Source organism: Pseudomonas koreensis (assembly GCF_012986595.1).
Classification (GTDB): Bacteria; Pseudomonadota; Gammaproteobacteria; order Pseudomonadales; family Pseudomonadaceae; genus Aquipseudomonas; species Aquipseudomonas koreensis.
The window spans coordinates 287,494-309,728 of record NZ_JAAQYM010000005.1; the positions used below are offsets into that span (position 1 = coordinate 287,494).

General features: G+C 61.0%; 22 protein-coding genes. 6 read left to right on the forward strand and 16 right to left on the reverse strand.

Annotated features, from left to right (window positions below; genetic code table 11):
- Positions 1-5 precede the first annotated feature (5 nt).
- The 6 genes from HBN98_RS17225 to ubiE form a co-directional block, all read right to left on the reverse strand.
- On the reverse strand, positions 6-287 hold the full coding sequence (locus tag HBN98_RS17225) for a twin-arginine translocase TatA/TatE family subunit (RefSeq protein ID WP_003220847.1): 282 nt from the start codon (positions 285-287) through the stop codon (positions 6-8).
- 25 nt (positions 288-312) lie between these two features.
- A complete protein-coding gene (locus tag HBN98_RS17230; RefSeq protein ID WP_003220849.1) occupies positions 313-645 on the reverse strand; it encodes a phosphoribosyl-ATP diphosphatase in 333 nt (110 codons plus the stop codon).
- Positions 638-1,039, reverse strand: coding sequence for a phosphoribosyl-AMP cyclohydrolase (gene hisI / locus HBN98_RS17235; RefSeq protein ID WP_007909357.1), 402 nt, complete (start codon positions 1,037-1,039; stop codon positions 638-640). The genes HBN98_RS17230 and hisI overlap by 8 nt, the downstream gene beginning before the upstream one ends.
- An 81-nt stretch (positions 1,040-1,120) precedes the next feature.
- Entirely contained in the window at positions 1,121-2,725 is a 1,605-nt protein-coding gene (ubiB, locus tag HBN98_RS17240; protein ID WP_064585580.1) for a ubiquinone biosynthesis regulatory protein kinase UbiB, read from the reverse strand.
- Positions 2,722-3,345 carry a ubiquinone biosynthesis accessory factor UbiJ gene (locus tag HBN98_RS17245; protein ID WP_083367257.1) on the reverse strand — a complete coding sequence of 208 codons (624 nt, stop codon included), beginning with the start codon at positions 3,343-3,345 and terminating at the stop codon, positions 2,722-2,724. The genes ubiB and HBN98_RS17245 overlap by 4 nt, the downstream gene beginning before the upstream one ends.
- A complete protein-coding gene (ubiE, locus tag HBN98_RS17250) occupies positions 3,345-4,115 on the reverse strand; it encodes a bifunctional demethylmenaquinone methyltransferase/2-methoxy-6-polyprenyl-1,4-benzoquinol methylase UbiE (RefSeq protein ID WP_083367256.1) in 771 nt (256 codons plus the stop codon). The genes HBN98_RS17245 and ubiE overlap by 1 nt, the downstream gene beginning before the upstream one ends.
- A 154-nt stretch (positions 4,116-4,269) precedes the next feature.
- On the opposite strand from ubiE, the gene HBN98_RS17255 reads away from it, so the two are divergent.
- From HBN98_RS17255 to HBN98_RS17265, 3 genes are all read left to right on the forward strand, one after another.
- On the forward strand, positions 4,270-4,545 hold the full coding sequence (locus HBN98_RS17255; protein ID WP_083367255.1) for a polyhydroxyalkanoic acid system family protein: 276 nt from the start codon (positions 4,270-4,272) through the stop codon (positions 4,543-4,545).
- Between the two features lie 203 nt (positions 4,546-4,748).
- Positions 4,749-5,171 (forward strand): phasin family protein, encoded by a 423-nt coding sequence (locus tag HBN98_RS17260; RefSeq protein WP_064585583.1) that lies wholly within the window; start codon positions 4,749-4,751, stop codon positions 5,169-5,171.
- Between the two features lie 10 nt (positions 5,172-5,181).
- A complete protein-coding gene (locus HBN98_RS17265) occupies positions 5,182-6,093 on the forward strand; it encodes a phasin family protein (protein ID WP_064585584.1) in 912 nt (303 codons plus the stop codon).
- Positions 6,094-6,258: 165 nt separating this feature from the next.
- Here HBN98_RS17265 and HBN98_RS17270 read toward each other — a convergent pair whose 3' ends face one another.
- The 10 genes from HBN98_RS17270 to HBN98_RS17315 all read right to left on the reverse strand — a co-directional run bounded on the left by HBN98_RS17270 (position 6,259) and on the right by HBN98_RS17315 (position 19,302).
- A complete protein-coding gene (locus tag HBN98_RS17270) occupies positions 6,259-6,876 on the reverse strand; it encodes a TetR/AcrR family transcriptional regulator (protein WP_083367254.1) in 618 nt (205 codons plus the stop codon).
- A gap of 30 nt (positions 6,877-6,906) precedes the next feature.
- Positions 6,907-8,589 carry a class II poly(R)-hydroxyalkanoic acid synthase gene (phaC, locus tag HBN98_RS17275; protein WP_083367253.1) on the reverse strand — a complete coding sequence of 561 codons (1,683 nt, stop codon included), beginning with the start codon at positions 8,587-8,589 and terminating at the stop codon, positions 6,907-6,909.
- Positions 8,590-8,728: 139 nt separating this feature from the next.
- Complete coding sequence (gene phaZ / locus HBN98_RS17280) at positions 8,729-9,583, reverse strand: poly(3-hydroxyalkanoate) depolymerase (RefSeq protein ID WP_064585587.1); 855 nt, start codon at positions 9,581-9,583, stop codon at positions 8,729-8,731.
- Between the two features lie 133 nt (positions 9,584-9,716).
- On the reverse strand, positions 9,717-11,396 hold the full coding sequence (gene phaC, locus HBN98_RS17285) for a class II poly(R)-hydroxyalkanoic acid synthase (RefSeq protein WP_083367252.1): 1,680 nt from the start codon (positions 11,394-11,396) through the stop codon (positions 9,717-9,719).
- Positions 11,397-11,654: 258 nt separating this feature from the next.
- Positions 11,655-12,032, reverse strand: a complete 378-nt coding sequence (locus tag HBN98_RS17290) for a gamma-butyrobetaine hydroxylase family protein (protein WP_083367251.1) — start codon at positions 12,030-12,032, stop codon at positions 11,655-11,657.
- Positions 12,033-12,146: 114 nt separating this feature from the next.
- Positions 12,147-13,484: an ATP-dependent protease ATPase subunit HslU gene (hslU, locus tag HBN98_RS17295; RefSeq protein ID WP_064585590.1), complete on the reverse strand. Its 1,338-nt coding sequence runs from the start codon at positions 13,482-13,484 to the stop codon at positions 12,147-12,149.
- A gap of 55 nt (positions 13,485-13,539) precedes the next feature.
- Entirely contained in the window at positions 13,540-14,070 is a 531-nt protein-coding gene (gene hslV / locus HBN98_RS17300; protein WP_007968352.1) for an ATP-dependent protease subunit HslV, read from the reverse strand.
- Positions 14,071-14,374: 304 nt separating this feature from the next.
- Positions 14,375-15,082: an SPOR domain-containing protein gene (locus HBN98_RS17305; protein ID WP_007968349.1), complete on the reverse strand. Its 708-nt coding sequence runs from the start codon at positions 15,080-15,082 to the stop codon at positions 14,375-14,377.
- A gap of 1 nt (position 15,083) precedes the next feature.
- On the reverse strand, positions 15,084-16,820 hold the full coding sequence (gene argS, locus HBN98_RS17310) for an arginine--tRNA ligase (RefSeq protein ID WP_083367250.1): 1,737 nt from the start codon (positions 16,818-16,820) through the stop codon (positions 15,084-15,086).
- Between the two features lie 262 nt (positions 16,821-17,082).
- On the reverse strand, positions 17,083-19,302 hold the full coding sequence (locus HBN98_RS17315) for a primosomal protein N' (RefSeq protein ID WP_083367249.1): 2,220 nt from the start codon (positions 19,300-19,302) through the stop codon (positions 17,083-17,085).
- Positions 19,303-19,593: 291 nt separating this feature from the next.
- On the opposite strand from HBN98_RS17315, the gene rpmE reads away from it, so the two are divergent.
- From rpmE to HBN98_RS17330, 3 genes are all read left to right on the forward strand, one after another.
- Positions 19,594-19,815, forward strand: coding sequence for a 50S ribosomal protein L31 (gene rpmE / locus HBN98_RS17320; RefSeq protein ID WP_064585593.1), 222 nt, complete (start codon positions 19,594-19,596; stop codon positions 19,813-19,815).
- A 41-nt stretch (positions 19,816-19,856) separates the two neighbouring features.
- Positions 19,857-20,639, forward strand: coding sequence for a thermonuclease family protein (locus tag HBN98_RS17325; RefSeq protein ID WP_083367248.1), 783 nt, complete (start codon positions 19,857-19,859; stop codon positions 20,637-20,639).
- Positions 20,640-20,822: 183 nt separating this feature from the next.
- Positions 20,823-22,091 (forward strand): malic enzyme-like NAD(P)-binding protein, encoded by a 1,269-nt coding sequence (locus HBN98_RS17330; protein ID WP_003220889.1) that lies wholly within the window; start codon positions 20,823-20,825, stop codon positions 22,089-22,091.
- Positions 22,092-22,235 lie beyond the last annotated feature (144 nt).

Genomic DNA, 22,235 nt, shown 5'->3' on the forward strand with positions numbered 1-22,235 from the left:
CAGTCTCACACGTCTTTGCGGATCGGCTCTTCGACTTTCTGCGCCTGCACGTCGATGGTGTGCGGCGGGTTGGCCTGAGCGGTGGCTTGCGGCTGCACCGGCGGTACCGGCTGCGCAGGCGTTACGGTCGGATCAGCGGCCGGTTTCTCGTCGTCGTTCATGGCTTTGCGGAAGCCCTTGATCGACTCACCGACATCGGTGCCGAGGTTTTTCAGTTTCTTGGTGCCGAACACCAGCACCACGACAACCAGAATGACGATCCAGTGTTTCCAGTCAAAAATGCCCATGTTGCTGTTCCTCTCTAAAAATTGTTCAGGCGGACGGACGCGAGGCTTTCTCGACGTGTCCGGACAGACCGAAACGGCGATCCAGTTCATCCAGCACGGCCTGCGGATGCTGCCCCAGTTGGGCGAGCATGACCATGCTGTGGAACCACAGGTCGGCGGTTTCGTAGATCACATCGCTGCAATCACCGCTGATGGCAGCGTCCTTGGCGGCAATAATGGTTTCGACCGACTCTTCGCCGACTTTCTCCAGAATCTTGTTCAGGCCCTTGTGATACAGACTAGCTACATATGAGCTGTCGGCAGCGGCGCCCTTGCGCTCTTCAAGCACCTGAGCGAGGCGGGTCAGGGTGTCACTCATGTTTGTGTCCTGCGGAATAGATTGCGTGCGGGTCTTTCAGAACCGGGTCGACTGTCTTCCAGTCGCCGTTTTCGAAGACACGGTAAAAGCAGCTTTGACGGCCGGTATGGCAAGCGATGTCGCCGATCTGTTCGACCATCAGGATGATCACGTCGGCATCACAGTCCAGACGCATTTCATGCAGGGTCTGTACGTGGCCGGACTCTTCGCCCTTGCGCCACAGCTTGCCACGGGAACGTGACCAGTAGATGGCACGGTTTTCCGCGGCTGTCAGTTCCAGCGCTTCGCGGTTCATCCAGGCCATCATCAGCACACGTCCGGTCTTGTGATCCTGGGCAATCGCCGGCACCAGGCCATCAGCGTCCCACTTGATCTCGTCCAGCCAGTTTTTCATCTTCGACTCCGACAGCGAACCCGTACTTCGAATAGTCGGGTTCAGGCGTTGAAACAGTGTGCCAGCCGATCAGCAAACTGGCTATCGGCGAACGACCAGATACAAGCCGACTGCCACCATGATGCCGGCCGGCCAATGCCCCAGTTCGTTCAGCGGGCCACCGGCGGCGAGGATGGTGCCGCCCGCCAGATGCGCGCTGCCAAGCAGACGCAGGAACCAGTCGTCCTTGCGTTTGTGCCACGGTGGCGGCGGGTCGTTGGCGTGCGGCTGGGACATGCGCTCGAGCAGGTCACGGGCCATGTTGGCCAGGTGCGGCAGCTGTTCGAACTGGCTCTGCACGTTGCCAATCAAGGTTTTCGGGCTGACACGCTCGCGCATCCAGCGTTCGAGGAACGGCTGCGCGGTGTTCCACAGATCCAGATCCGGGTACAGCTGACGGCCGAGGCCTTCGATGTTCAGCAGGGTCTTTTGCAGCAGCACCAGTTGCGGCTGGACTTCCATGTTGAAGCGGCGCGCAGTCTGGAACAGGCGCATCAGCACCTGGCCAAATGAAATATCTTTTAACGGTTTTTCGAAGATCGGCTCGCACACGGTACGGATCGCCGCTTCGAATTCGTTGAGCTTGGTTTCCGCCGGCACCCAGCCCGAATCGATGTGCAACTGTGCCACGCGGCGGTAGTCGCGCTTGAAGAAGGCGAACAGGTTGCGCGCCAGATAATCCTGGTCTTCCGGGGTCAGGCTGCCGACGATGCCGCAGTCGATTGCGATGTACTGCGGGCTCCACGGGTTGACGGTGCTGACGAAGATGTTGCCCGGGTGCATGTCGGCGTGGAAGAAACTGTCGCGGAACACTTGGGTGAAGAAGATCTCCACGCCGCGCTCGGCGAGCATCTTCATGTCGGTGCGCTGGTCGGCGAGGGTCGCCAGATCCGTCACCTGAATCCCGTAGATGCGCTCCATCACCAGCACCTTCGGCCGGCACCAGTCCCAGTAGACCTGGGGCACGTAGAGCAGCGGCGAGCCTTCGAAGTTGCGCTTCAACTGGCTGGCGTTGGCCGCCTCGCGCAACAGATCGAGTTCGTCGTAGATGGTTTTTTCGTAGTCCTGCACCACGTCCACCGGGTGCAGCAGGCGGGCGTCGGCGGACACTTTCTCGGCAGCGCGGGCGAGGATGAACAGCCACGCCAGGTCCTGCGCGATCACCGGTTTCAGGCCCGGGCGGATGACCTTGACCACCACTTCTTCGCCGGTTTTCAGTTGCGCGGCATGCACCTGCGCCACCGAGGCCGAGGCCAGCGGTTCGACGTCGAAACGGCTGAACACTTCGCTGATCTTCTTGCCCAACTGCTCTTCGATCAACTTGATCGACAGCTGCGAATCGAACGGCGGCACGCGGTCCTGCAGCAGCATCAGCTCATCGGCGATGTCTTCCGGCAGCAGGTCGCGGCGGGTCGAGAGAATCTGCCCGAACTTGATGAAGATCGGCCCCAGATCCTGCAACGCCAGACGCAGGCGCGCGCCACGGCTCAGGTCCAGCGGCTTGCGCGGGAACCAGCGCCACGGCAGCGCATAGCGCAGCGCCAGGAGGAACCAGGGCAGCGGCAGCTCGAACAGCAGATCATCGAGGCGGTAGCGGATCACGACGCGCTGGATGCGCAACAGACGGCGGACGGCAAGCAGCTTCATGCGTTATCGCTTGGGTCGAGGGATCGGGAAAGGCGCTCGAAACGCGCCTCGAGACGTTCCAGATCAAGTTTGATCCGGTCCAGTTCGCTGAATCGTGCTTCGGCTTCGCGCTGCCCGACGAGGGTGCGCGATTCTTCGGCGAGGTATTCGGCGAGGTTCTGGTTGAGGCTGGCAAATCCTTGTTGATACCAGCGTGCGCGGCTGCGCAGATGACCGCCAACCAGTTGCGTGGCGACCGGACCCAGCCAGCGCGAGAGTTCGTACTCCCAGTCCAGTTCGAGGTCCTGCAGCACGCCGGCCAGCTCCAGCAGCACGCCGCTGTCACCGTCGAGCTCGACTTCCGGGGCGTGCAGCACCGCAGTCTTGTCTTTGCTCACGGCCAGTTTGATCAGGCTCGAGGCCGGCGCACGCAGGGTGCAGTCGACGTCGGTTTCCCAATGCGAGGCCAGCATCAGACCTTCGTCGCTCGGCAGGATGAACAGTTGCAGCGCCGGGCTGCGGCAGTCGACGGCAATCACCTTGCCGGTCAAATGCGCCAGCCGCGGCAGCGCCGTGCTGTCGAGACGCAGCACCCGGTTCAGACCGAGTTCGACGCTGGCGAGCAGCCCGGTGAGCAACATCAGGGCTTGATGCCGCGGTGCAGGGCGACGATGCCTGCGGTCATGTTGTGATAGGTCACGCGGTCGAAACCGGCGTCGACCATCATCGACTTCAGGGTTTCCTGATTCGGGTGCATGCGGATCGATTCGGCCAGGTAGCGATAGCTTTCCGAGTCATTGGTGATCAGCTTGCCCATCAGCGGCATGAAGGCGAACGAGTAGGCGTCGTAGGCTTTGGACATCAGTGCGTTGGTCGGCTTGGAGAATTCCAGCACCAGCAGGCGACCGCCGGGCTTGAGCACACGCAGCATCGAGCGCAGGGCGTCTTCTTTGTGCGTCACGTTGCGCAGGCCGAAGGCGATGGTCACGCAGTCGAAGTGATTGTCCGGGAACGGCAGCTTTTCAGCGTCCGCCTGGACAAATTCGACGTTGCCCGACACACCCAGGTCCAGCAGGCGGTCGCGACCGACCTTGAGCATGGATTCGTTGATGTCGGCCAGCACCACCTGACCGGTCGGGCCGACCAGGTGCGAGAATTTCCTGGTCAGGTCGCCAGTGCCGCCGGCGATGTCCAGCACGCGGTTACCGCTGCGCACGCCCGACAGTTCGATCGCAAAACGCTTCCACAGACGGTGCATGCCGCCCGACAGAAGGTCGTTCATCAGGTCGTACTTGGCGGCTACCGAGTGGAAAACCTCAGCGACTTTTTCCGCTTTCTGGCTTTCCGGAACGTTTTTGAAGCCGAAGTGAGTGGTGGGTTCGGCATCGCTGCCTTTGCGCTGATCAGTCATATCGCTGTCACCAAAAGAGAATGCGCGACATTCTAATCCCCAAGCCATGCTTTGTCTTGGAATGGCGAAAGGTAAGATGGGCAACCTTCGGGACGATTTGCCGCAGACGTGGTCAAGATTTACCGACACATATTCATCAATCAGGAGTCATCCAATGGCCAAAATCAGTGTTGAGCGTGCCCACAGCCTGGGCAAGGAAGCCGCCCGCGAGAAGGCCGATAAGCTGGCGCAGAAACTCTCGGATCAATATGGCCTGGAGCCGCAGTGGTCGGGCGACACGCTGAACCTCAAGCGTTCGGGCGTGAAAGGTGCGGTGCATGTGGCGGAGGATTCGATCAAGGTCGATGTGGAACTGGGCCTCATGATGTCGGCCATGAGCGGCATGATCAAAGCCGAGATCGAGAAGGCGCTGGACAAAGCTTTGGTCTGAACATCAAAAGATCGCAGCCTTCGGCAGCTCCTACAGGAATGTGTACCTCTGTAGGAGCTGCCGAAGGCTGCGATCTTTTCATTCAGGCACCACCGATTCATGTCAGTTGTTAGGGTGCCGTTTCTAATTTTTCTCCCTACTTTGTGCCTGAGCCCGACACTTTCGCGGGCAGTTCCTCAAACCTTCTGCGCGTGAGGTGCATCATGGCCAAAGTCATTTTGAAGAAAAAAATCGACGCTTCGACTTCTACTCTGAGCGACGTCAAATCCTATGCCCGCAAGATCTGGCTGGCAGGCCTGGGTGCCTACGCCAAGGTTGGCCAAGAGGGCAGCGAGTACTTTCAAGAGTTGATCAAGGCTGGTCAAACTGTTGAAAAGAAAGGCAAAAAAGTCGTCACCGAAAAACTCGAAGCGGCCAACGCCGAGATCGATGAAGCCAAGGGCGAAGTCAGCTCGTTCAAAGGTCGCGTCGAAGTCCAGCTCGACAAGGTCGAGAAGGCATTCGACTCCCGTGTGGCAAGCGCCTTGAATCGTATCGGCATTCCGTCTAAACATGACGTTGAGACACTCTCTGCTAAGCTCGATGAGCTGACGGCATTGCTCGAACGCGTCGCGCGTAAATCTTAAGGAGAACGGGATGGCTGGTAAAAAGAACACCGATAAAGAAGGCAGCTCGTGGATTGGGAAAGTCGAAGACTACTCCCGCAAAATCTGGCTGGCTGGTTTAGGCGTGTACTCGAAGATCGACACTGACGGCAGCAAGCTCTTCGATACATTGGTCAAAGACGGCGAGAAAGCCGAGAAGCTCACCAAATCGGCAGTCGGCAAAAAAGTCGATGCCGCCAAGGACTCTGCTTCCTCGGCCAAGTCGCGCATCAGCGGCGTGAAAGATCGCGCACTGGGCAAGTGGGACGAACTGGAAGGGGCTTTCGACAAGCGCCTGAACAGTGCGATTTCGCGCCTGGGTGTGCCGAGCCGCAATGAAGTCAAAGCGCTGCACAGCAAGGTTGAAACCCTGACCAAGCAGATCGAGAAACTCACCGGTCTGAAAGCTCAGCCTGTGGCGGCGAAAACCGCTGCGGCGAAACCGGCAGCGAAAACTGCGGCGGCTAAACCCGCTGCAAAAACAGCAGCCAAGCCACTGGCTAAAGCGCCTGCGAAAGCCGCGGCCAAGCCTGCTGCCAAAACTGCAGCAAAACCTGCCGCGAAAACCGCCGCCGCCAAGCCCGCCGCAAAAGCGGCAGCCAAACCGGTAGCCGCCAAAGCCGCCGCGAAACCGGCAGCAAAACCAGCCGCCAAGCCAGCAGCGAAAACCGCTGCCGCCAAACCGGCTGCCAAGCCTGCGGCCAAACCGGCTGCGGCGAAAAAACCGGCAGTGAAAAAACCGGCCGCACCGAAAGCGGCTGCGCCGAAGCCAGCTGCACCAGCAGCAGCCAAGCCTGCCACCCCGGCAACCCCGGCCAGCGCGTCGAACTCCGCCGCTGCACCGACTCCGGTAGCCACCCCGACTGCTGCATCGACTCCGTCGACGCCAACCAGTCAGTCCTGATTCCTCAGGGCAAAACAAAACGCCCGGCCTGTGAAGGTCGGGCGTTTTTATTTGAAGATCAAAGATCGCAGCCTGCGGCAGCTCCTACAGGATCGTTGCCAAACCGAAAAATGGGCGGCGAACGTGGCACGTGCAGGAGCTGCCGCAGGCTGCGATCTTTTGACGTTAATGGTCTTCGAGGTATTGCAAAGCCATCCGTTCCGTCGCCACCTTCACCGGCGGCAGCAGATGCGGCGCCACCAGCATCATGATCTGGTACACGACGAGTCTGACCTCACCCTCGCGATCAAGAATCCGCTGATAGTCCAGCGAGAACAGCAGGGTCATGGTGATCTGCTCCACCAGTTGCCCCAACGCCTGGGTATCACTGACCAACTGCCCGCCCGCTTTCAACCGCGCCAGCAATGACGCCAGCGTGCGCTTGAGCGCATTGAGCAGATGACGAATGCCTTTGGCCAGTTTCGGCAGGCGTCCGGCGAGGTTCGACAGGTCTTGGAACAGAAAACGGTACTGCGCCAGGCGCTCGACGATCAGGTGCAGAAACAGCCAGTAATCCTCTGGCGCCAACTCGACATCCGAGGGCGGATCGAGCAGCGGCGCCAGTTCATTCTGGAAGCGCTCGAACAGGCCGAGAATCAACGGCTCCTTGCCGTGGAAGTGGTAGTAGAGGTTGCCGGGGCTGATCCCCATTTCGTTGGCAACTTCCATGGTGGAGACGTTGGGCTCACCCTTTTCGTTGAACAGTTGCAGGGCACATTCGAGAATCCGGTCGCGGGTTTTCATCCAGTCTTCTTAGAAAAGTTCGGTTAAGCGTCAGCGCACATGCACGTAGGTGCCGGGTGCTGCCTCCATCGGTGGATAGTTCGGGTTGCCGAGGGTAAACGTGGTTTCGTGCTGTGTGCCGGAGCGCTGCTGAATCCATTCCAGCCACTGCGGCCACCAACTGCCGTCGACGCGTTTGGCGTCGTAGTACCAGGCGCGCGGGTCGCTGCTGAGCTTGCCGTTCTCGACGTAATTGGCTTTCGGGTTGCTCGGCGGGTTGAGGATGCTTTGCACGTGGCCGCTGTTGGACAGCACGAAGCGCCGCTCGCCACCGAGCAGCAGTGTCGAGCGATACACCGCATCCCACGGCGTGATGTGGTCGTTCATGCCGGCCACGCTGAAGCTGTCGACCGTGACTTTCTGCAGATCGATCGGCGTACCGCAGACTTCCAGCCCACCCGGATGGGTCAGCGGGTTGTGCTTGAAGAAGTCCAGCAGGTCGCCATGGAACGCTGCGGGCAGGCGGGTGTTGTCGTTGTTCCAGTAGAGGATGTCGAACGCCGGCGGCTCTTTGCCCAGCAGGTAGTTGTTGACGAAGTAGCTCCAGATCAAGTCGTTGGGCCGCATCCAGGCGAACACCTTGGCCATGTCGCGACCGTCGAGCACGCCTTTCTGATAGGAGCGGCGTTTGGCGGCTTCGATGGTCTGTTCATCGGCGAACAGGGTGGTCGGAGTTTCGATTTCGCTGTCGAGCAGGCTGACCAGATAAGTCGCACTGGAGATCCGCCGCAGCTGCCGCTTGGCTTGCAGATGACCTTGCAGGGCGGCGATGGTCAGGCCGCCGGCGCAGGCACCCATCAGGTTGACGTCGCGGGCGCCGGTGATCGCGCGGCAGATGTTCATCGCTTCTTCCACGGCTTCGACGTAGGTCGACAGGCCCCATTCGCGATGGCGCACATCCGGGTTGCGCCAACTGATCATGAAGGTCTGCAGGCCATTTTTCAGCGCGTACTGGACGAAGCTGTTCTGCGGGCTGAGGTCGAAAATGTAGTACTTGTTGATTTGCGGCGGCACCACCAGCAGCGGCTTGGCGTACTGTTTTTCGCTCATCGGTTTGTACTGGATCAGCTCCAGCATCTCGTTGCGAAACACCACGGCGCCGGTGGTGGTGGCGACGGTCTTGCCGACCTCGAAAGCCTGTTTGGTGACCTGACGCGGCAGGCCGTCGTTGTGCAGCAGATCATCGAACAGATGGCTCAGGCCGCGCACCAGGCTCTGGCCGCCGGAGTTGAACAGCTCCTTGATCGCCAGCGGGTTGAGCAGGGTGTTGGAGGGCGCGACGGCGTCGTTGATCAGGGTGAACGCGAAGTGCGCGCGGGCGCGGTCGTCGTCGCTCATGCTGCTTTCATCGATCCAGCTCTTGACCTGTTTCTGCCAGGCCAGATACGCCTGCAGGCTGCGCCGGTAGAACGGGTTGAGGCTCCACGCCGGATCGGCGAACCGCGCGTCCTGCGGGTTGGTCGGGTGCAGGGTTTCACCGAGCAGCACGCGCCCGAGCTGACCGCCGAGCTTCAAGGCATGTCGCGCACTGTGCAGCGGGTTGCGCAGACCGTGGGCCGCGACACTGCGTAACGTCGAGATCAAGTCCCGACCACGCAGGCCGGTCATTGCACTTTGTGCATTGATGAACACGGCGGGGCTGGGCACTACGCCCGTCGCAGGTTTGTCGCGCATGACTCAACACTCCTTCGTCTTCAGGTCAAAAACAAACTCACCGAACCAGAACACCATAGTCGCTGTTACGGGTTACTGCCTGCGTGGCGTCCTGCCACGCGAGTTGTAGAAAACCCTGCATAAAGCCTGCCGCAGCGGTTCAGCCGCCCAAGGGTGTCGGGTGCGGGTGCATCACGGCGCGCTGCCGTTCCTCCTCAAGGAATTTCATGATGATCGGCGCCACGGCTTCGGCGCGGGTGATCAGGAACAGGTGGCCGTCGTCGATGATGTGCAACTGCGCGTTGGGAATCCGCCAGGCGAGCATGCGCATGTTGATCAGCGGGATCAGCGGATCGTCGTCGCCGGCCAGCACCAGGGTCGGCTGATGGATCTTGTGCAGCCAGTGAATGCTGGTCCAGCCAAGGCCGGCGAACAGTTGCCAGTAGTAACCGAGCTTGCCCGCCGAGCGCACCTTGGCTGCATGGCTGGCGGCCAGCGTCGGATCGCGGCGGAACGAGCCGCCGTAGATCATCGGCGCGATCCGGATCACATGCGAGGGCTGGATGTAGCGCCTTGGGCTGGCCATCATCCACAGCACCTTGGGTTTGCCCGGCACCATGAAGGCGCCGGCCGCCGTCGCTGCCAGCACCAGTTTCTTACAGCGCTCGGGGTAGTCATGGGCGAACTGCTGCGCCAGCGCACCGCCCCAGGACACGCCAATCACATTGACCTGACCGTAGTCGAGGTAATCGAGCATCCGCGCCGTCAGCTTTGCCAGCCCGGGAAAGCGATACGGCCGGCTCGGCGTCGACGAACCGCCGACACCGGGCACGTCGAAGGCGATCACTTCCAGATCCGGGTCCAGCGCCGCGACAAACGGAAACACCAGCTCCAGGTTGGCGCCGATGCCGTTGAATATCAGCAAGGGCGTCAAATGAGGCTTGCCGGGGCGTACCGCGGTGCGGAGGGTCTGCCCATCCAGATCGACGGTACGAAAAATGAACGGTTGCGGCATGCTTCAGGCCCTGTGGATTAATTCATCCCCGCTCCCCGTAGGAGCTGTCGAAGGCTGCGATCTTTTGATCTTGAAAAGCAAAATCAAAAGATCGCAGCCTTCGGCAGCTCCTACACAGGGCGAGGTGCGTCAGTTACCGCTCGTGAACGTAAGTGCCCGGCGAGGCTTCACCTGGCGCATACGTTTTGTTACCCAGTTTCAGCGGCGCCTTTTTCAGATTGCCCGAGCGCTCGGCGTGCCACGCCTGCCAGTACAGCCACCAGGAATCGGTGTGCTTGGTCGAGTTCTCCTGCCATTCGTCGGCGTTGGCGGCCATGCCTTCGCTGGTCATGTAACGCGATTTCGGGTTGCCCGGCGGATTCAGAATGCTCTGGATATGGCCGCTGCTCGACAGCACGAACTCGACCTTGCCGCCGAACAGTTGCGCCGACTTGTAGCAGGACTTCCACGGGGTGATGTGGTCGTTGGTACCGGCCAGCGAGAAAATGTCGGCCGTGACCTGCTTGAGGTCGATCGGCGTACCGCACACTTCCAGTGCATTGGGGCGGATCAGTGGGTTGTTTTTGAACATCTCGATCAGGTCGCCGTGGAACGCCGCCGGCAACCTTGTGGTGTCGTTGTTCCAGAACAGGATGTCGAACACCGGCGGCTCGTTGCCCAGCAGGTAGTTGTTGACCCAGTAATTCCAGATCAGATCGTTCGGCCGCATCCACGCGAAGACCTTGGCCATGTCCTTGCCTTCGAGCACGCCGGCCTGATACGAGTGGCGCTTGGCGGTCTCCAGGGTCTGCTCGTCGACGAACAGGGCGACGTCGCTGTCCAGGGTGGTGTCGAGCACGCTGACCAGCAGGGTCAGGGCGTTGACTTTGTTCTCGCCGATGGCGGCGTAATGGCCGAGCAGGGCGGTGCAGGTAATGCCGCCGGAGCAGGCGCCGAGCATGTTGATGTCTTTGCTGCCGGTGATCGCGGTGACCACGTCGACCGCTTCTTTCAGCGCATCGATGTAAGTGGACAGGCCCCACTCGCGCTGCGCCTTGGTCGGGTTGCGCCAGCTGACGATGAAGGTCTGCACGTTATTGCGCAGGCAGAAGCGCGCCAGGCTCTTGTCCGGGCTCAGATCGAAGACGTAGAACTTGTTGATCTGCGGCGGTACGACGAGCAGGGGGCGCTCGTGGACTTGCTCGGTGATCGGCTTGTACTGGATCAGCTCCAGCACGTCGTTGCGAAACACCACCGCGCCTTCGGTCACGCCCAGGCTCTTGCCGACCTCGAACGCGCCCATGTTGACCTGGCTCGGCATGCCGCCGTTGTGCACCAGATCCTTGGCCAGATGCGAGAGACCGTCGAGCAGGCTTTTGCCGCCGGTCTCGAAGAAGCGTTTGACTGCCGCGGGGTTGGCCGCCGTGTTGGTCGGGGCCATGGCTTCGGTCATCAGGTTGATCACAAAGTGGCCACGGGCAATGTCTTTGGGTGACAGGCTGCTGTCGTCGATCCAGGAATGGAGCTCCTTGCGCCACGCCAGGTAAGTTTGCAGATAACGTTTGTAGAGCGGGTTCTGGCTCCAGGCCGGATCAGCGAAGCGACGGTCATCGCTGGCCGGTTGCAGTTCGGATTTGCCGAACAGCACGTTCTTCAGTTCGAGGCCGAAATGGGTCACGTGCTTGACGCTATGGATCGGTTGTTTGATGGCCTGGGTCAGCACCATTCGAGCAGAGGCCAGCAGATCCTTTCCGCGCAGCCCAACGACGGGATTAAGCCCCAGGGTGTTTTCCGAGGCTTGGTACTTCAGGTCATCGTTATTCTTGTTACTCATCTACGACGCTCCATTGTCCTGAGACGAGTACCCGGTTTTCTGCTGTGCAGTTCCACAGCCAATGCCAGGTACTACTGCTCGGGTGACCGTTAATTCTGCATAGCTGCTTTACAGTTCATAGAGCACTGCAGGGAACTTGCCAGCTCCATTGGTTACCCGAGTTTAATTTTTTTCGCAAGCGGCCGATCCTCGACCGCCAAGCGCAGCATTCAAACAGATGAATTTAGAAAATGCCCTCTAAAGAGCAAGAGTGTCGGGCTAGAGCATCAGCTTGACGATCGACTCGTCGGGATCGCGGGTTTTTCCCGCAGCTTTGAGCTCGGCCAGATAATCGGCCCAGAGTGCGTCATGACGTCGCCCCAGCTCGTAGAGGTATTCCCAGGTGAACAGGCCGCTGTCGTGACCGTCGTCGAAGGTCAGTTTCAGTGCGTAGTGACCGGCCGGTTCCAGGCCGCTGAGGCCGACATTGAGTTTGCCGAATTGCAGGATCGGTTTGCCGTGGCCCTGGACCTCGGCGGAGGGGGAATGCACGCGCAGAAACTCGGCGGGCAAGGTGTATTCCTCGCCGGACGCGTAGGTGAGCGTCAGGGTTTTCGAAGCTTTGTGCAGTTTGATGTCGGTGGGAATATTGGTCATTGCAGGTCATCCGACTAGATGGAACACCCTGTAGGAGCTGCCGCAGGCTGCGATCTTTTTATAAATCAAAATCAAAAGATCGCAGCCTGCGGCAGCTCCTACAGAGAAGGTGACCTACAGGATATAACGGGACAGGTCTTCGTTCTGCGCCAATTCGCCCAGGTGGCTGTTGACGTACTCGGCGTCGATCAGGATCGGCTTGTCGTCATGCGCGCTGGCCAGGTCGCCGGCACTGAACGACACCTCTTCCAGCAGACGCTCAAGCAGCGTGTGCAGGCGACGGGCACCGATGTTCTCGGTCTTCTCGTTGACCTGCCAGGCGATTTCCGCCAGACGCTTGATGCCTTCCGGCTGGAACTGGATGTTCAGGCCTTCGGTCTTCAGCAGCGCACAGTATTGCTCGGTGAGCGACGCGTGCGGCTCGCTGAGGATGCGTTCGAAGTCTTCCGGGCTCAGGGCCTTGAGTTCGACGCGGATCGGCAGACGACCTTGCAGCTCAGGCACCAGATCGCTCGGCTTGCTCAGGTGGAACGCACCGGAGGCGATGAACAGGATGTGGTCGGTCTTGACCATGCCCAGCTTAGTGTTGACGGTGCAGCCTTCGATCAGCGGCAGCAGGTCGCGCTGGACGCCTTCACGGGACACATCGGCGCCGCCGACGTTGCCGCGCTTGGCGACCTTGTCGATTTCGTCGATGAACACGATGCCGTGCTGTTCAACGGCTTCCAGCGCTTTGGCTTTCAGCTCTTCTTCGTTGACCAGACGCCCGGCTTCTTCGTCGCGCACCAGTTTCAGCGCTTCCTTGACCTTGAGCTTGCGCGCCTTCTTCTTGCCCTTGCCCATGTTGGCGAACAGGTTCTGCAACTGGCTGGTCATCTCTTCCATGCCAGGCGGCGTGGCGATCTCGATGCCGGACACTTCGGCGACTTCGATCTCGATTTCCTTGTCGTCCAGCTGACCTTCGCGCAGGCGCTTGCGGAACAGCTGGCGGGTGTTGGAATCGCTGCTGGGTGCTTCTTCGTTACTGAAGCCCATGCGCGCCGGTGGCAGCAGCGCGTCGAGGATGCGGTCCTCGGCGGCGTCTTCGGCACGGTGACGCACGCGGGTCATTTCCTGCTCGCGAAGCATCTTGATCGCAGCGTCGGCAAGATCACGGATGATCGATTCGACGTCACGGCCAACGTAGCCGACTTCGGTGAACTTGGTCGCTTCGACCTTGATGAACGGCGCGTTGGCCAGTTTCGCCAGACGACGGGCGATCTCGGTTTTACCGACACCGGTCGGGCCGATCATCAGGATGTTCTTCGGGGTCACTTCAACACGCAGCTCTTCAGGCAGCTGCATGCGACGCCAGCGGTTGCGCAGGGCAATCGCGACAGCGCGCTTGGCATCGTCCTGGCCGATGATGTGGCGGTTGAGTTCGTGGACGATTTCGCGGGGAGTCATGGACATAATATTTGACGGTCCTCAAGCAGAAACAAGCCGTGGCACACGGGCCGCGTCAGGCTTATTCAGCGAGATCCTGCTCCTCAATGGTCTGAGTGTGGTTGGTGAATACACAGATGTCGCCGGCGATACCGAGGGCGGTTTCGACGATCTCACGGGCCGACAGGTCGGTCTTTTTCAGCAGCGCGCTGGCTGCGGCTTGCGCGTAGGCGCCGCCGGAACCCATGGCAATCAGGCCGTCTTCGGGTTCAACCACGTCACCGTTGCCGGTGATGATCAGCGAGGCGTCCTTGTTGGCGACCGCGAGCATGGCTTCGAGGCGGCTCAGGGAACGGTCGGTACGCCATTCTTTGGCGAGTTCGACAGCGGCGCGGATCAGGTGGCCCTGGTGTTTCTCCAGCTGGCCTTCGAACCGTTCGAACAGGGTGAAGGCGTCGGCGGTAGCACCGGCGAAACCGGCGATGACCTGGCCGTGGTACAGGCGGCGAACTTTCTTCGCGTTGCCTTTCATCACGGTGTTGCCGAGAGAAACCTGGCCGTCGCCGCCCATGACGACTTTGCCGTGGCGGCGGACTGAAACGATGGTGGTCAAGGGAAGAGTCTCCACGCAGCGGGGCGAAAATGCCTTATGCCCATTCATATGGGGGTGCTGGAGAGGATTTCAACCGTAGGGCAGGAGAGGGGACGAGCGGTGTCGCGGGAGGGTGAAAATCTCTGTGGCGAGGGAGCTTGTCGAATCGTCGCACCGTCCCGCTCGGCTGCGCAGCAGTCGCAAAACCTGCAATCCCGGACTGTCTGATGCACCGGATTTACAGGCTTTGGGGGTGCTTCGCACCCCATCGGGAGCAAGCTCCCTCGCCACAAAGTCCGCCGAACGATTTACGTTCGGCGTGAGGTCAGCGGCTCTGGCGTTGTTGTAACAACAGATTGCTGAAGCCGCTGCCCGCCAGTTGTTTCTGCGCGGTGGTCAGTTGTTCGCGGTTGCTGAACGGGCCGACCAATACGCGGTACCAGGTTTCGTCCTTCACCGTGCCCGACTCAACTGCAACGGCCTGGCCGAGCAGAATGATCTGCGCCCGCACCTTGTCGGCATCCGCCTCTTTGCGGAACGAACCGGCCTGGAGGAAGAACTTGGTCACCGGCGCCGCTTTCGCCACCGGCGGCGCGGGTGGCGGGGTAATGCCCGACAGCGCAGCCTGAGCCCGAGCCGTGTCGATCTTCGCGGCTTCCGCCGGGGTCACCGGCGTGGTCGGCACTTGCGGCGTCGGCAGGGTTTTCTCCGGCACGGCGTCCGGCGGCACGATCACTTCCGATTCCGGCAGCAGGGTGTAGAAGTCGTACTTCGGCTTCACCGGTTGCGTCGGGCTCGGCGGCGTCTTGTTGGCCTCGGCGATCTTCGACGCTTTCTGCTGCTGCGCCTGCTCGACTTTCTCACGCTTGACCGTGTCGCTGCCCTTGCCCGGCTCCAGTTTCATCAGGAACACGATGAACGCACCGACCGTCAGGCCGATGGCCATCCACAACCAACCCGGGATCGGTTGCTTTGCAGGAGCTTGGTAACGGCTGGCGCCACGCTTGGGTGCAGGTTTTTTCTTGGCAGCCAACTTACATGCGCTCCAGAGTTTCCAGGCCCAACAGTTCCAGGCCTTGCTTGAGAGTACGGCCGGTCAGCGCGGCCAGACGCAGACGGCTCTGCATCTGGGCCGGCGTTTCGGCGGCGAGGATCGGGCAGTTCTCGTAGAAGCTGGAGAACAGACCGGCGACGTCATACAGGTAGGTGCAGAGGATGTGCGGGGTGCCTTTTTCCGCGACGTTGTTCAGCACTTCGCCGAACTGCGCCAGCTTCGCCGCCAGCTCTTGCTCGTGCGCGGCTTCGAGGACGATCTGGCCGTCGACTTCGCTGAAATCCTTGCCCAGTTTGCGGAACACACCGGCGACACGGGTGTAGGCGTACAGCAGGTACGGCGCGGTGTTGCCTTCGAAGTTGAGCATCAGGTCGAAGTTGAAGCTGTAGTCGCTGGTGCGGTGCTTGGACAGATCGGCGTATTTCACCGCACCGATACCGACGACCTTGGCGATGTTGCGCAGTTCGTCTTCGGCAAGCGTCGGGTTCTTCTCTTTCACCAGGTTGTAGGCACGCTCCTGCGCTTCGGTCAGCAGGTCGATCAGCTTCACGGTGCCGCCGTCACGGGTCTTGAACGGACGGCCATCGGCGCCGTTCATGGTGCCGAAGCCCATGTGTTCCATCTCCATCGGATGGGTCACGAAGCCGGCCTTGCGCGCCACGGCGAACACTTGCTGGAAGTGCAGGGCCTGACGCTGGTCGACGAAGTACAGTGCGCGATCGGCCTTGAGCTTGCCGCTGCGGTAGCGCACGGCCGCCAGGTCGGTTGTGGCGTAGAGGTAGCCGCCGTCAGCCTTGACGATGATCACCGGCAGCGGGTCGCCGTCGGCGTTCTTGAATTCGTCGAGGAACACGCACTGAGCACCGTTGCTTTCGACCAGCATGCCGGCGGCTTTAAGGTCGTTGACCACGTTGATCAGGTCGTCGTTGTAGGCACTTTCGCCCATCACGTCGGCCATGGTCAGTTTGACGTTGAGCAGTTCGTAGATCTTCTGGCAGTGCGACAGCGAGATGTCCTTGAACCTGGTCCACAGCGCCAGGCATTCGGCATCGCCGGCCTGCAGCTTGACCACCAGGCCACGGGCGCGGTCGGCGAACTCTTCGGACTCGTCGAAACGCTGCTTGGCGGCGCGGTAGAAGTTTTCCAGATCGGACAGCTCGTCGCTGGTGATCGGGTTTTCCTGCAGATACGCCATCAACATGCCGAACTGGGTGCCCCAGTCGCCGACGTGGTTCTGGCGGATCACTTCGTCGCCGAGGAATTCCAGCACGCGGGCCACGCCGTCGCCGATGATGGTCGAACGCAAGTGACCAACGTGCATCTCTTTGGCCAGGTTCGGCGCCGACAGGTCAACCACGGTGCGCTGCGCCGGGCCGGCCTTTCGCACGCCTACATGTGCATCGGCCAGTGCGGCGTCGAGGCGCGAGGCCAGGGCCTGGGTGTTCTGGAAGAAGTTGATGAAGCCTGGACCGGCGATTTCGGCCTTGGTGACGTTTTCGTCGGCCGGCAGCGCGGCGATGATTTTTTCCGCCAGATCGCGCGGCTTCATGCTCGCCGGCTTGGCCAGCATCATGGCGATGTTGCTGGCGAAGTCGCCGTGGGTCTTGTCACGGGCGTTCTCCACCTGAATCGCCGGCGACAGGCCTTCAGGCAACACACCTTCGTTGACGAGTTGGGTGAGGGCTTGTTGGATCAGCTGGCGAATGGTGTCTTTCATGGTCTTCTCTTTCGACCGCAAGCGCGGCGGCGCATCGATGCGCGGGTGGAAAAACTGGGCATTATCCGTTGCGAAGACGGGCTTGCCAACCTTAGCAGGCAGCTTATGGATATGTGGCGACAAATTACCCTGTGGCGAGGGAGCTTGCTCCCGCTCGGCTGCGCAGCAGTCGTAAAACCGGCTGACTCGGTTTGTCTGGCATTGCGGTTTTGGGGCCGCTTCGCGCCCCAGCGGGAGCAAGCTCCCTCGCCACAGGTCAGCGTCAATACAAATCGACGGGGTCGACATCCAGCGACCAGCGCACCGCCCGTCCGCTCGGCATCTGCTCCAGTTCCAGCAGCCAACTGGCGAGCAACCGATGCAGCGGTGCCCGCGCCGCCGCCTGCACCAACAGCTGCGCACGATAGCGTCCCGCGCGGCGTTCCATGGGCGCCGGCACCGGCCCGAGCAATTCGATACCGTTCAGATGCTGCTCGGCGAGCAGGCGCTCGGCCGCGCTGCACGCTTCATCGAGAAAGCCTTCAGCCTGTCCCGGCTTGTGCGCTTCGGCGCGCAACAAGGCCAGGTGTGAAAACGGTGGCAATCCCGCCGCGCGGCGCTCACTTAAGGCCTGTTCGGCAAAGGCGAAGTAACCCTGCTCGGTCAACTGCACCAATAAAGGATGGTCGGCCAGGTGCGTCTGGATGATCACCTTGCCCGGCTCTTCAGCCCGCCCGGCGCGCCCGGCCACCTGCACAATCAATTGCGCCATGCGCTCGCTGGCGCGGAAGTCGCCGGAGAACAGTCCGCCGTCGGCATCCAGAATCGACACCAGCGTGACCCGGGGGAAATGGTGCCCCTTGGCCAACATCTGGGTGCCGACCAGAATGCACGGCTGGCCTTTCTGAATCGTCGCGAACAACTGATTCATCGCGTCCTTGCGCGAGGTGCTGTCGCGGTCGACGCGCAGCACCGGGTAGTCCGGGAACAGAATCGCCAGCCGTTCCTCGGCACGTTCGGTGCCGGCGCCCACCGGGCGCAGATCGACCTTGTTGCACTTGGGGCACTGACGCGGCGTGCGTTCGACGTTGCCGCAGTGGTGGCAGCGCAGCTCGCCGTAGCGCTGGTGCACGGTCATCCGCGCATCGCAGCGCGAGCACTCGGACATCCAGCCGCAATCGTGGCACAGCAAGGTCGGCGCAAAGCCGCGCCGGTTGAGGAACACCAGCACCTGCTGGCCGGCGGCGAGGGTCTGGCCGATGGCTTGTTGCATCGGCCCGGAAATGCCGCTGTCCAGCGGACGGCTTTTCACATCCAGGCGCAGGAAGCGGGGTTGTTTGGCGCCGCCGGCTCGCTCGTTGAGACGCAGCAGGCCATAGCGGCCGGTGTAAGCGTTGTGCAGGCTTTCCAGCGAAGGCGTGGCGGAGCCGAGGACAATCGGGATGTTTTCCTGGCGCGCACGCACCAGCGCCAGATCGCGGGCGTGGTAGCGCAGGCCTTCCTGCTGTTTATAAGAGCCGTCGTGCTCTTCGTCGATGATGATCAGCCCCGGGTTCTTCATCGGCGTGAACAGCGCCGAGCGGGTGCCGATAATAATGTCGGCCTCGCCATCGCGGGCAGCGAGCCAGGCGTCGAGGCGCTCGCGGTCGTTGACCGCCGAATGCAGCAGGGCGATGCGCGCATTGAAGCGCTGCTCGAAACGCGCCAGGGTCTGCGGGCCGAGGTTGATCTCCGGGATCAGCACCAAGGCCTGTTTGCCGGCTTCGAGGGTTTCGCGGATCAGTTGCAAATAGACTTCGGTCTTGCCGCTGCCGGTGACGCCCGCCAGGAGAAACGCGTGATAACTGTCGAACCCGGCGCGGATCGCCTCGTAAGCGGCGCGTTGTTCACCATTCAGCGGCAGTTCCGGTTGCGCCAACCAGTGTTCATGGCGCACCCCGGGGGCATGGCGCCGGATTTCCACCTGAACCAGATGCTTGGCCAGCAGCAGGTCGAGGCTGTCCTTGCTCAACATCAGTTTGCTCAGCAACTGATGGGCGACGCCGTGTGGATGTTGGGCGAGCGTTGTCAGTGCTTCACGCTGGCGCGGTGCGCGGGCGATGCGCGGATCATCGACACTGGCGCCGGGCACAACCGACCAGAAGCGTTCCTGGCGGGCCTCGGCCAGTTCGCCCTGGCGCAGCAGCACTGGCAGCGCCCAACTCAAGGTGTCGCCGAGGCTGTGCTGGTAATACTGCGATGTCCACAGGCACAGCTTGAACAGCGCTGGCGGCAGCGGCGGCTCGGCATCGAGCAGGGCCAGCGCCGGTTTGAGTTTTTCCAGCGGGACTTCGCTGGTGTCGGTTATCTCGACCAGAATCCCGATCATCTCCCGCCGACCGAACGGCACCCGCAGGCGCATGCCCGGCTGCAATTGCTCACGCAGCACACCGGCCGGCGCCCGATAGTCGAACAGGCGGCGCAGGGGCGAAGGCAGGGCGAGGCGCAGAATGGCGTCGGGCACGCGGGGGGATCTCGATCAGCGGACGATAAAAGGGACTAGGCACATAACCTTGCAGGAGTGAGTCTGCTCGCGATAGCGGTCTGTCATTCGACATTTTTATCGTCTGATACACCGCTATCGCGAGCAGGCTCACTCCTACAGGGGATCACGTATTGGGCCGGGAGCCTAGCAGACGGTCGGTCTCGGTGACAGCTTGCGTGATTGAAAAGGTCTGGTAGAATCCGCGGCCTAATTACGTGCGGTATTCAACAATAGTGTTGGGTGGCGGCACGCTAGCCTGAGGAATACACCATGAAAGCCGATATCCACCCGAATTACCCAGAAATCGCTGTTACCTGCTCGTGCGGTAACAAGTTCGAAACTCGTTCGACCTTCGGCAAAGCCCTGGCGATCGACGTTTGCAACGAATGCCACCCGTTCTACACCGGTAAGCAGAAAACTCTGGACACCGGCGGCCGCGTGCAGAAGTTCGCAGACCGTTTCGCTACTTTCGGCGTTGGCAAAAAAGCCTGAGGCTGATCATTTTGGAAGGTCGTTTCGACTTCTCCAGACTGATGAAAAAGGCGTCCCTTGCGGGCGCCTTTTTTGTGTCCGCGATTTGGCTGTCCGGCGCGCAAGCCTTTTGCTCGGCGCCTGCGGGACTGACCAGTGTCGCCGTGCAGCGCGTGGTCGATGGCGACACGCTGCGCCTGAGCGATGGTCGCAGCGTACGAATGATCGGCCTCAACACGCCTGAACTGGGTAAGCAGGGCCGCAGCGACGAACCTTTTGCGTTGGCGGCACGCAAACGCCTGCAAGTGTTGGTCGATGCCAGCGGCGGACGCGTCGGGTTGCTGCCCGGCAAGCAAGCCAAAGACCATTACGGGCGTACGCTCGCGCATCTTTACAGCGCCGGCGGCGCCAATCTCGAGGCGCAAATGCTCGCCGATGGCCTCGGTTTCCAGGTCGCGGTTGCGCCGAATGTCGATCTTGTCGCCTGCCAGCAAGCCGCCGAACGCAGTGCGCGCAAGGCCGGGCGGGGCCTCTGGCGGCAGTCACCTGTACTGAAAGCGGAGCAGATCCAGCGTTCGGGTTTTGCCGTGATCAGTGGGCGTGTGAGCAAGGTTCAACGCAATCGTGGCGGAATCTGGATCGAGTTGCAGGATGCGCTTGTATTGCGCGTTGCACCCAATCTGGTTGGACAATTCGACAATGCCGGTTTAGCAGCGCTGAAAGGCAAGCGAATCGAGGCTCGCGGCTGGATCGTCGATCGTTCGCGGCGCGGTGGGCTGCAATCCGGCCAGTCGCGTTGGCTGCTGCCGCTGACGGATCCTTCAATGTTGCAAGCGCTGCCCTGAATAAAAATTGTAGACATTTTTTCTACTGATTGTGAACAGTCCAGCCCTTGTGCGCCGTGGCTCTTGGCCCAAAGTCGTAGGGCAGGGCGCTTGACAGCGGTGACCGCTCAGTCTTGTGGGGACTTTGCGAGGCGCGTATCCTCGCTGACCAGTCTGTCCAACAGTAAAAAGCGGAATGCCAAAATGTCTGATCTGAAAACTGCCGCTCTCGAATATCATGCCAATCCTCGTCCAGGGAAGCTGAGTGTCGAGCTCACCAAGGCCACTGCTACCGCTCGCGACCTGTCGCTGGCCTACAGCCCCGGCGTAGCTGAACCAGTGCGTGAGATCGCCCGCGATCCTGAACTGGCCTACAAGTACACCGGCAAGGGCAACCTGGTTGCAGTCATTTCCGATGGCACCGCGATTCTGGGCCTGGGTAACCTCGGCCCACTGGCTTCCAAGCCAGTGATGGAAGGTAAAGGCGTGCTGTTCAAGCGCTTCGCCGGCATCGACGTATTCGACATCGAAGTCGACTCCGAAAGCCCGCAAGCCTTCATCGACACCGTAAAACGCATCTCCATCACTTTCGGCGGCATCAACCTGGAAGACATCAAGGCACCTGAGTGCTTTGAGATCGAGCGCGCTCTGATCGAGCAGTGCGACATTCCGGTATTCCACGATGACCAGCACGGCACCGCGATCGTGACCGCTGCGGGCATGATCAACGCCCTGGAAATCGCCGGCAAAACCCTGCCGGAAGCCAAGATCGTCTGCCTCGGCGCCGGCGCTGCGGCCATCTCCTGCATGAAGTTGCTGGTGAGCATGGGCGCGAAGATCGAAAACATCTTCATGGTTGACCGTACCGGCGTGATCCACTCCGGCCGTGACGACCTGAACCAGTACAAAGCGGTATTCGCCCACGCGACCGACAAGCGCAGCCTGGCTGACGCTCTGAAAGGCGCTGACGTGTTCGTTGGTCTGTCCGGCCCGAACCTGCTGAGCGCGGAAGGCCTGCTGTCGATGGCGGCCAACCCGATCGTCTTCGCCTGCTCGAACCCGGATCCGGAAATCTCCCCGGAACTGGCGCATGCGACCCGCAGCGACGTGATCATGGCCACCGGTCGTTCCGACTACCCGAACCAGGTCAACAACGTACTGGGCTTCCCGTTCATCTTCCGTGGTGCCCTGGACGTTCGCGCCAAGCGCATCAACGAAGAAATGAAAGTGGCCGCTGCCAACGCCCTGCGTGAACTGGCCAAGCTGCCAGTACCACAGGACGTGTGCGATGCCTACGGTGGTGCGCCGCTGGAGTTCGGTCGTGAGTACATCATTCCGAAGCCAATGGACAAGCGCCTGATCACCCTGATCTCCGACGCTGTGGCCAAGGCCGCGATCGAGACCGGTGTGGCAACCCTGCCGTATCCGAAGAACTACCCGCTGAAAAGCGTGGATGACGTGTTCAACGGCTAAGCCGTTGTAGCGCTTCAACTGGAAGCCCCGATTCGAGAGAGTCGGGGCTTTTTGTTTGGCAGATCAAAAGATCGCAGCCTGCGGCGGCTCCTACAGGGAAATACGGCCGATTCTGTAGGAGCTGCCGCAGGCTGCGATCTTTTG

Coding starts and splice junctions, on each gene's coding strand:
- HBN98_RS17225 (WP_003220847.1), bottom strand. CDS start 287: ATGGGCATTTTTGACTGGAAACACTGGATCGTCATTCTGGTTGTCGTG.
- HBN98_RS17230 (WP_003220849.1), bottom strand. CDS start 645: ATGAGTGACACCCTGACCCGCCTCGCTCAGGTGCTTGAAGAGCGCAAG.
- hisI (WP_007909357.1), bottom strand. CDS start 1,039: ATGAAAAACTGGCTGGACGAGATCAAGTGGGACGCTGATGGCCTGGTG.
- ubiB (WP_064585580.1), bottom strand. CDS start 2,725: ATGAAGCTGCTTGCCGTCCGCCGTCTGTTGCGCATCCAGCGCGTCGTG.
- HBN98_RS17245 (WP_083367257.1), bottom strand. CDS start 3,345: ATGTTGCTCACCGGGCTGCTCGCCAGCGTCGAACTCGGTCTGAACCGG.
- ubiE (WP_083367256.1), bottom strand. CDS start 4,115: ATGACTGATCAGCGCAAAGGCAGCGATGCCGAACCCACCACTCACTTC.
- HBN98_RS17255 (WP_083367255.1), top strand. CDS start 4,270: ATGGCCAAAATCAGTGTTGAGCGTGCCCACAGCCTGGGCAAGGAAGCC.
- HBN98_RS17260 (WP_064585583.1), top strand. CDS start 4,749: ATGGCCAAAGTCATTTTGAAGAAAAAAATCGACGCTTCGACTTCTACT.
- HBN98_RS17265 (WP_064585584.1), top strand. CDS start 5,182: ATGGCTGGTAAAAAGAACACCGATAAAGAAGGCAGCTCGTGGATTGGG.
- HBN98_RS17270 (WP_083367254.1), bottom strand. CDS start 6,876: ATGAAAACCCGCGACCGGATTCTCGAATGTGCCCTGCAACTGTTCAAC.
- phaC (WP_083367253.1), bottom strand. CDS start 8,589: ATGCGCGACAAACCTGCGACGGGCGTAGTGCCCAGCCCCGCCGTGTTC.
- phaZ (WP_064585587.1), bottom strand. CDS start 9,583: ATGCCGCAACCGTTCATTTTTCGTACCGTCGATCTGGATGGGCAGACC.
- phaC (WP_083367252.1), bottom strand. CDS start 11,396: ATGAGTAACAAGAATAACGATGACCTGAAGTACCAAGCCTCGGAAAAC.
- HBN98_RS17290 (WP_083367251.1), bottom strand. CDS start 12,032: ATGACCAATATTCCCACCGACATCAAACTGCACAAAGCTTCGAAAACC.
- hslU (WP_064585590.1), bottom strand. CDS start 13,484: ATGTCCATGACTCCCCGCGAAATCGTCCACGAACTCAACCGCCACATC.
- argS (WP_083367250.1), bottom strand. CDS start 16,820: ATGAAAGACACCATTCGCCAGCTGATCCAACAAGCCCTCACCCAACTC.
- rpmE (WP_064585593.1), top strand. CDS start 19,594: ATGAAAGCCGATATCCACCCGAATTACCCAGAAATCGCTGTTACCTGC.
- HBN98_RS17325 (WP_083367248.1), top strand. CDS start 19,857: ATGAAAAAGGCGTCCCTTGCGGGCGCCTTTTTTGTGTCCGCGATTTGG.
- HBN98_RS17330 (WP_003220889.1), top strand. CDS start 20,823: ATGTCTGATCTGAAAACTGCCGCTCTCGAATATCATGCCAATCCTCGT.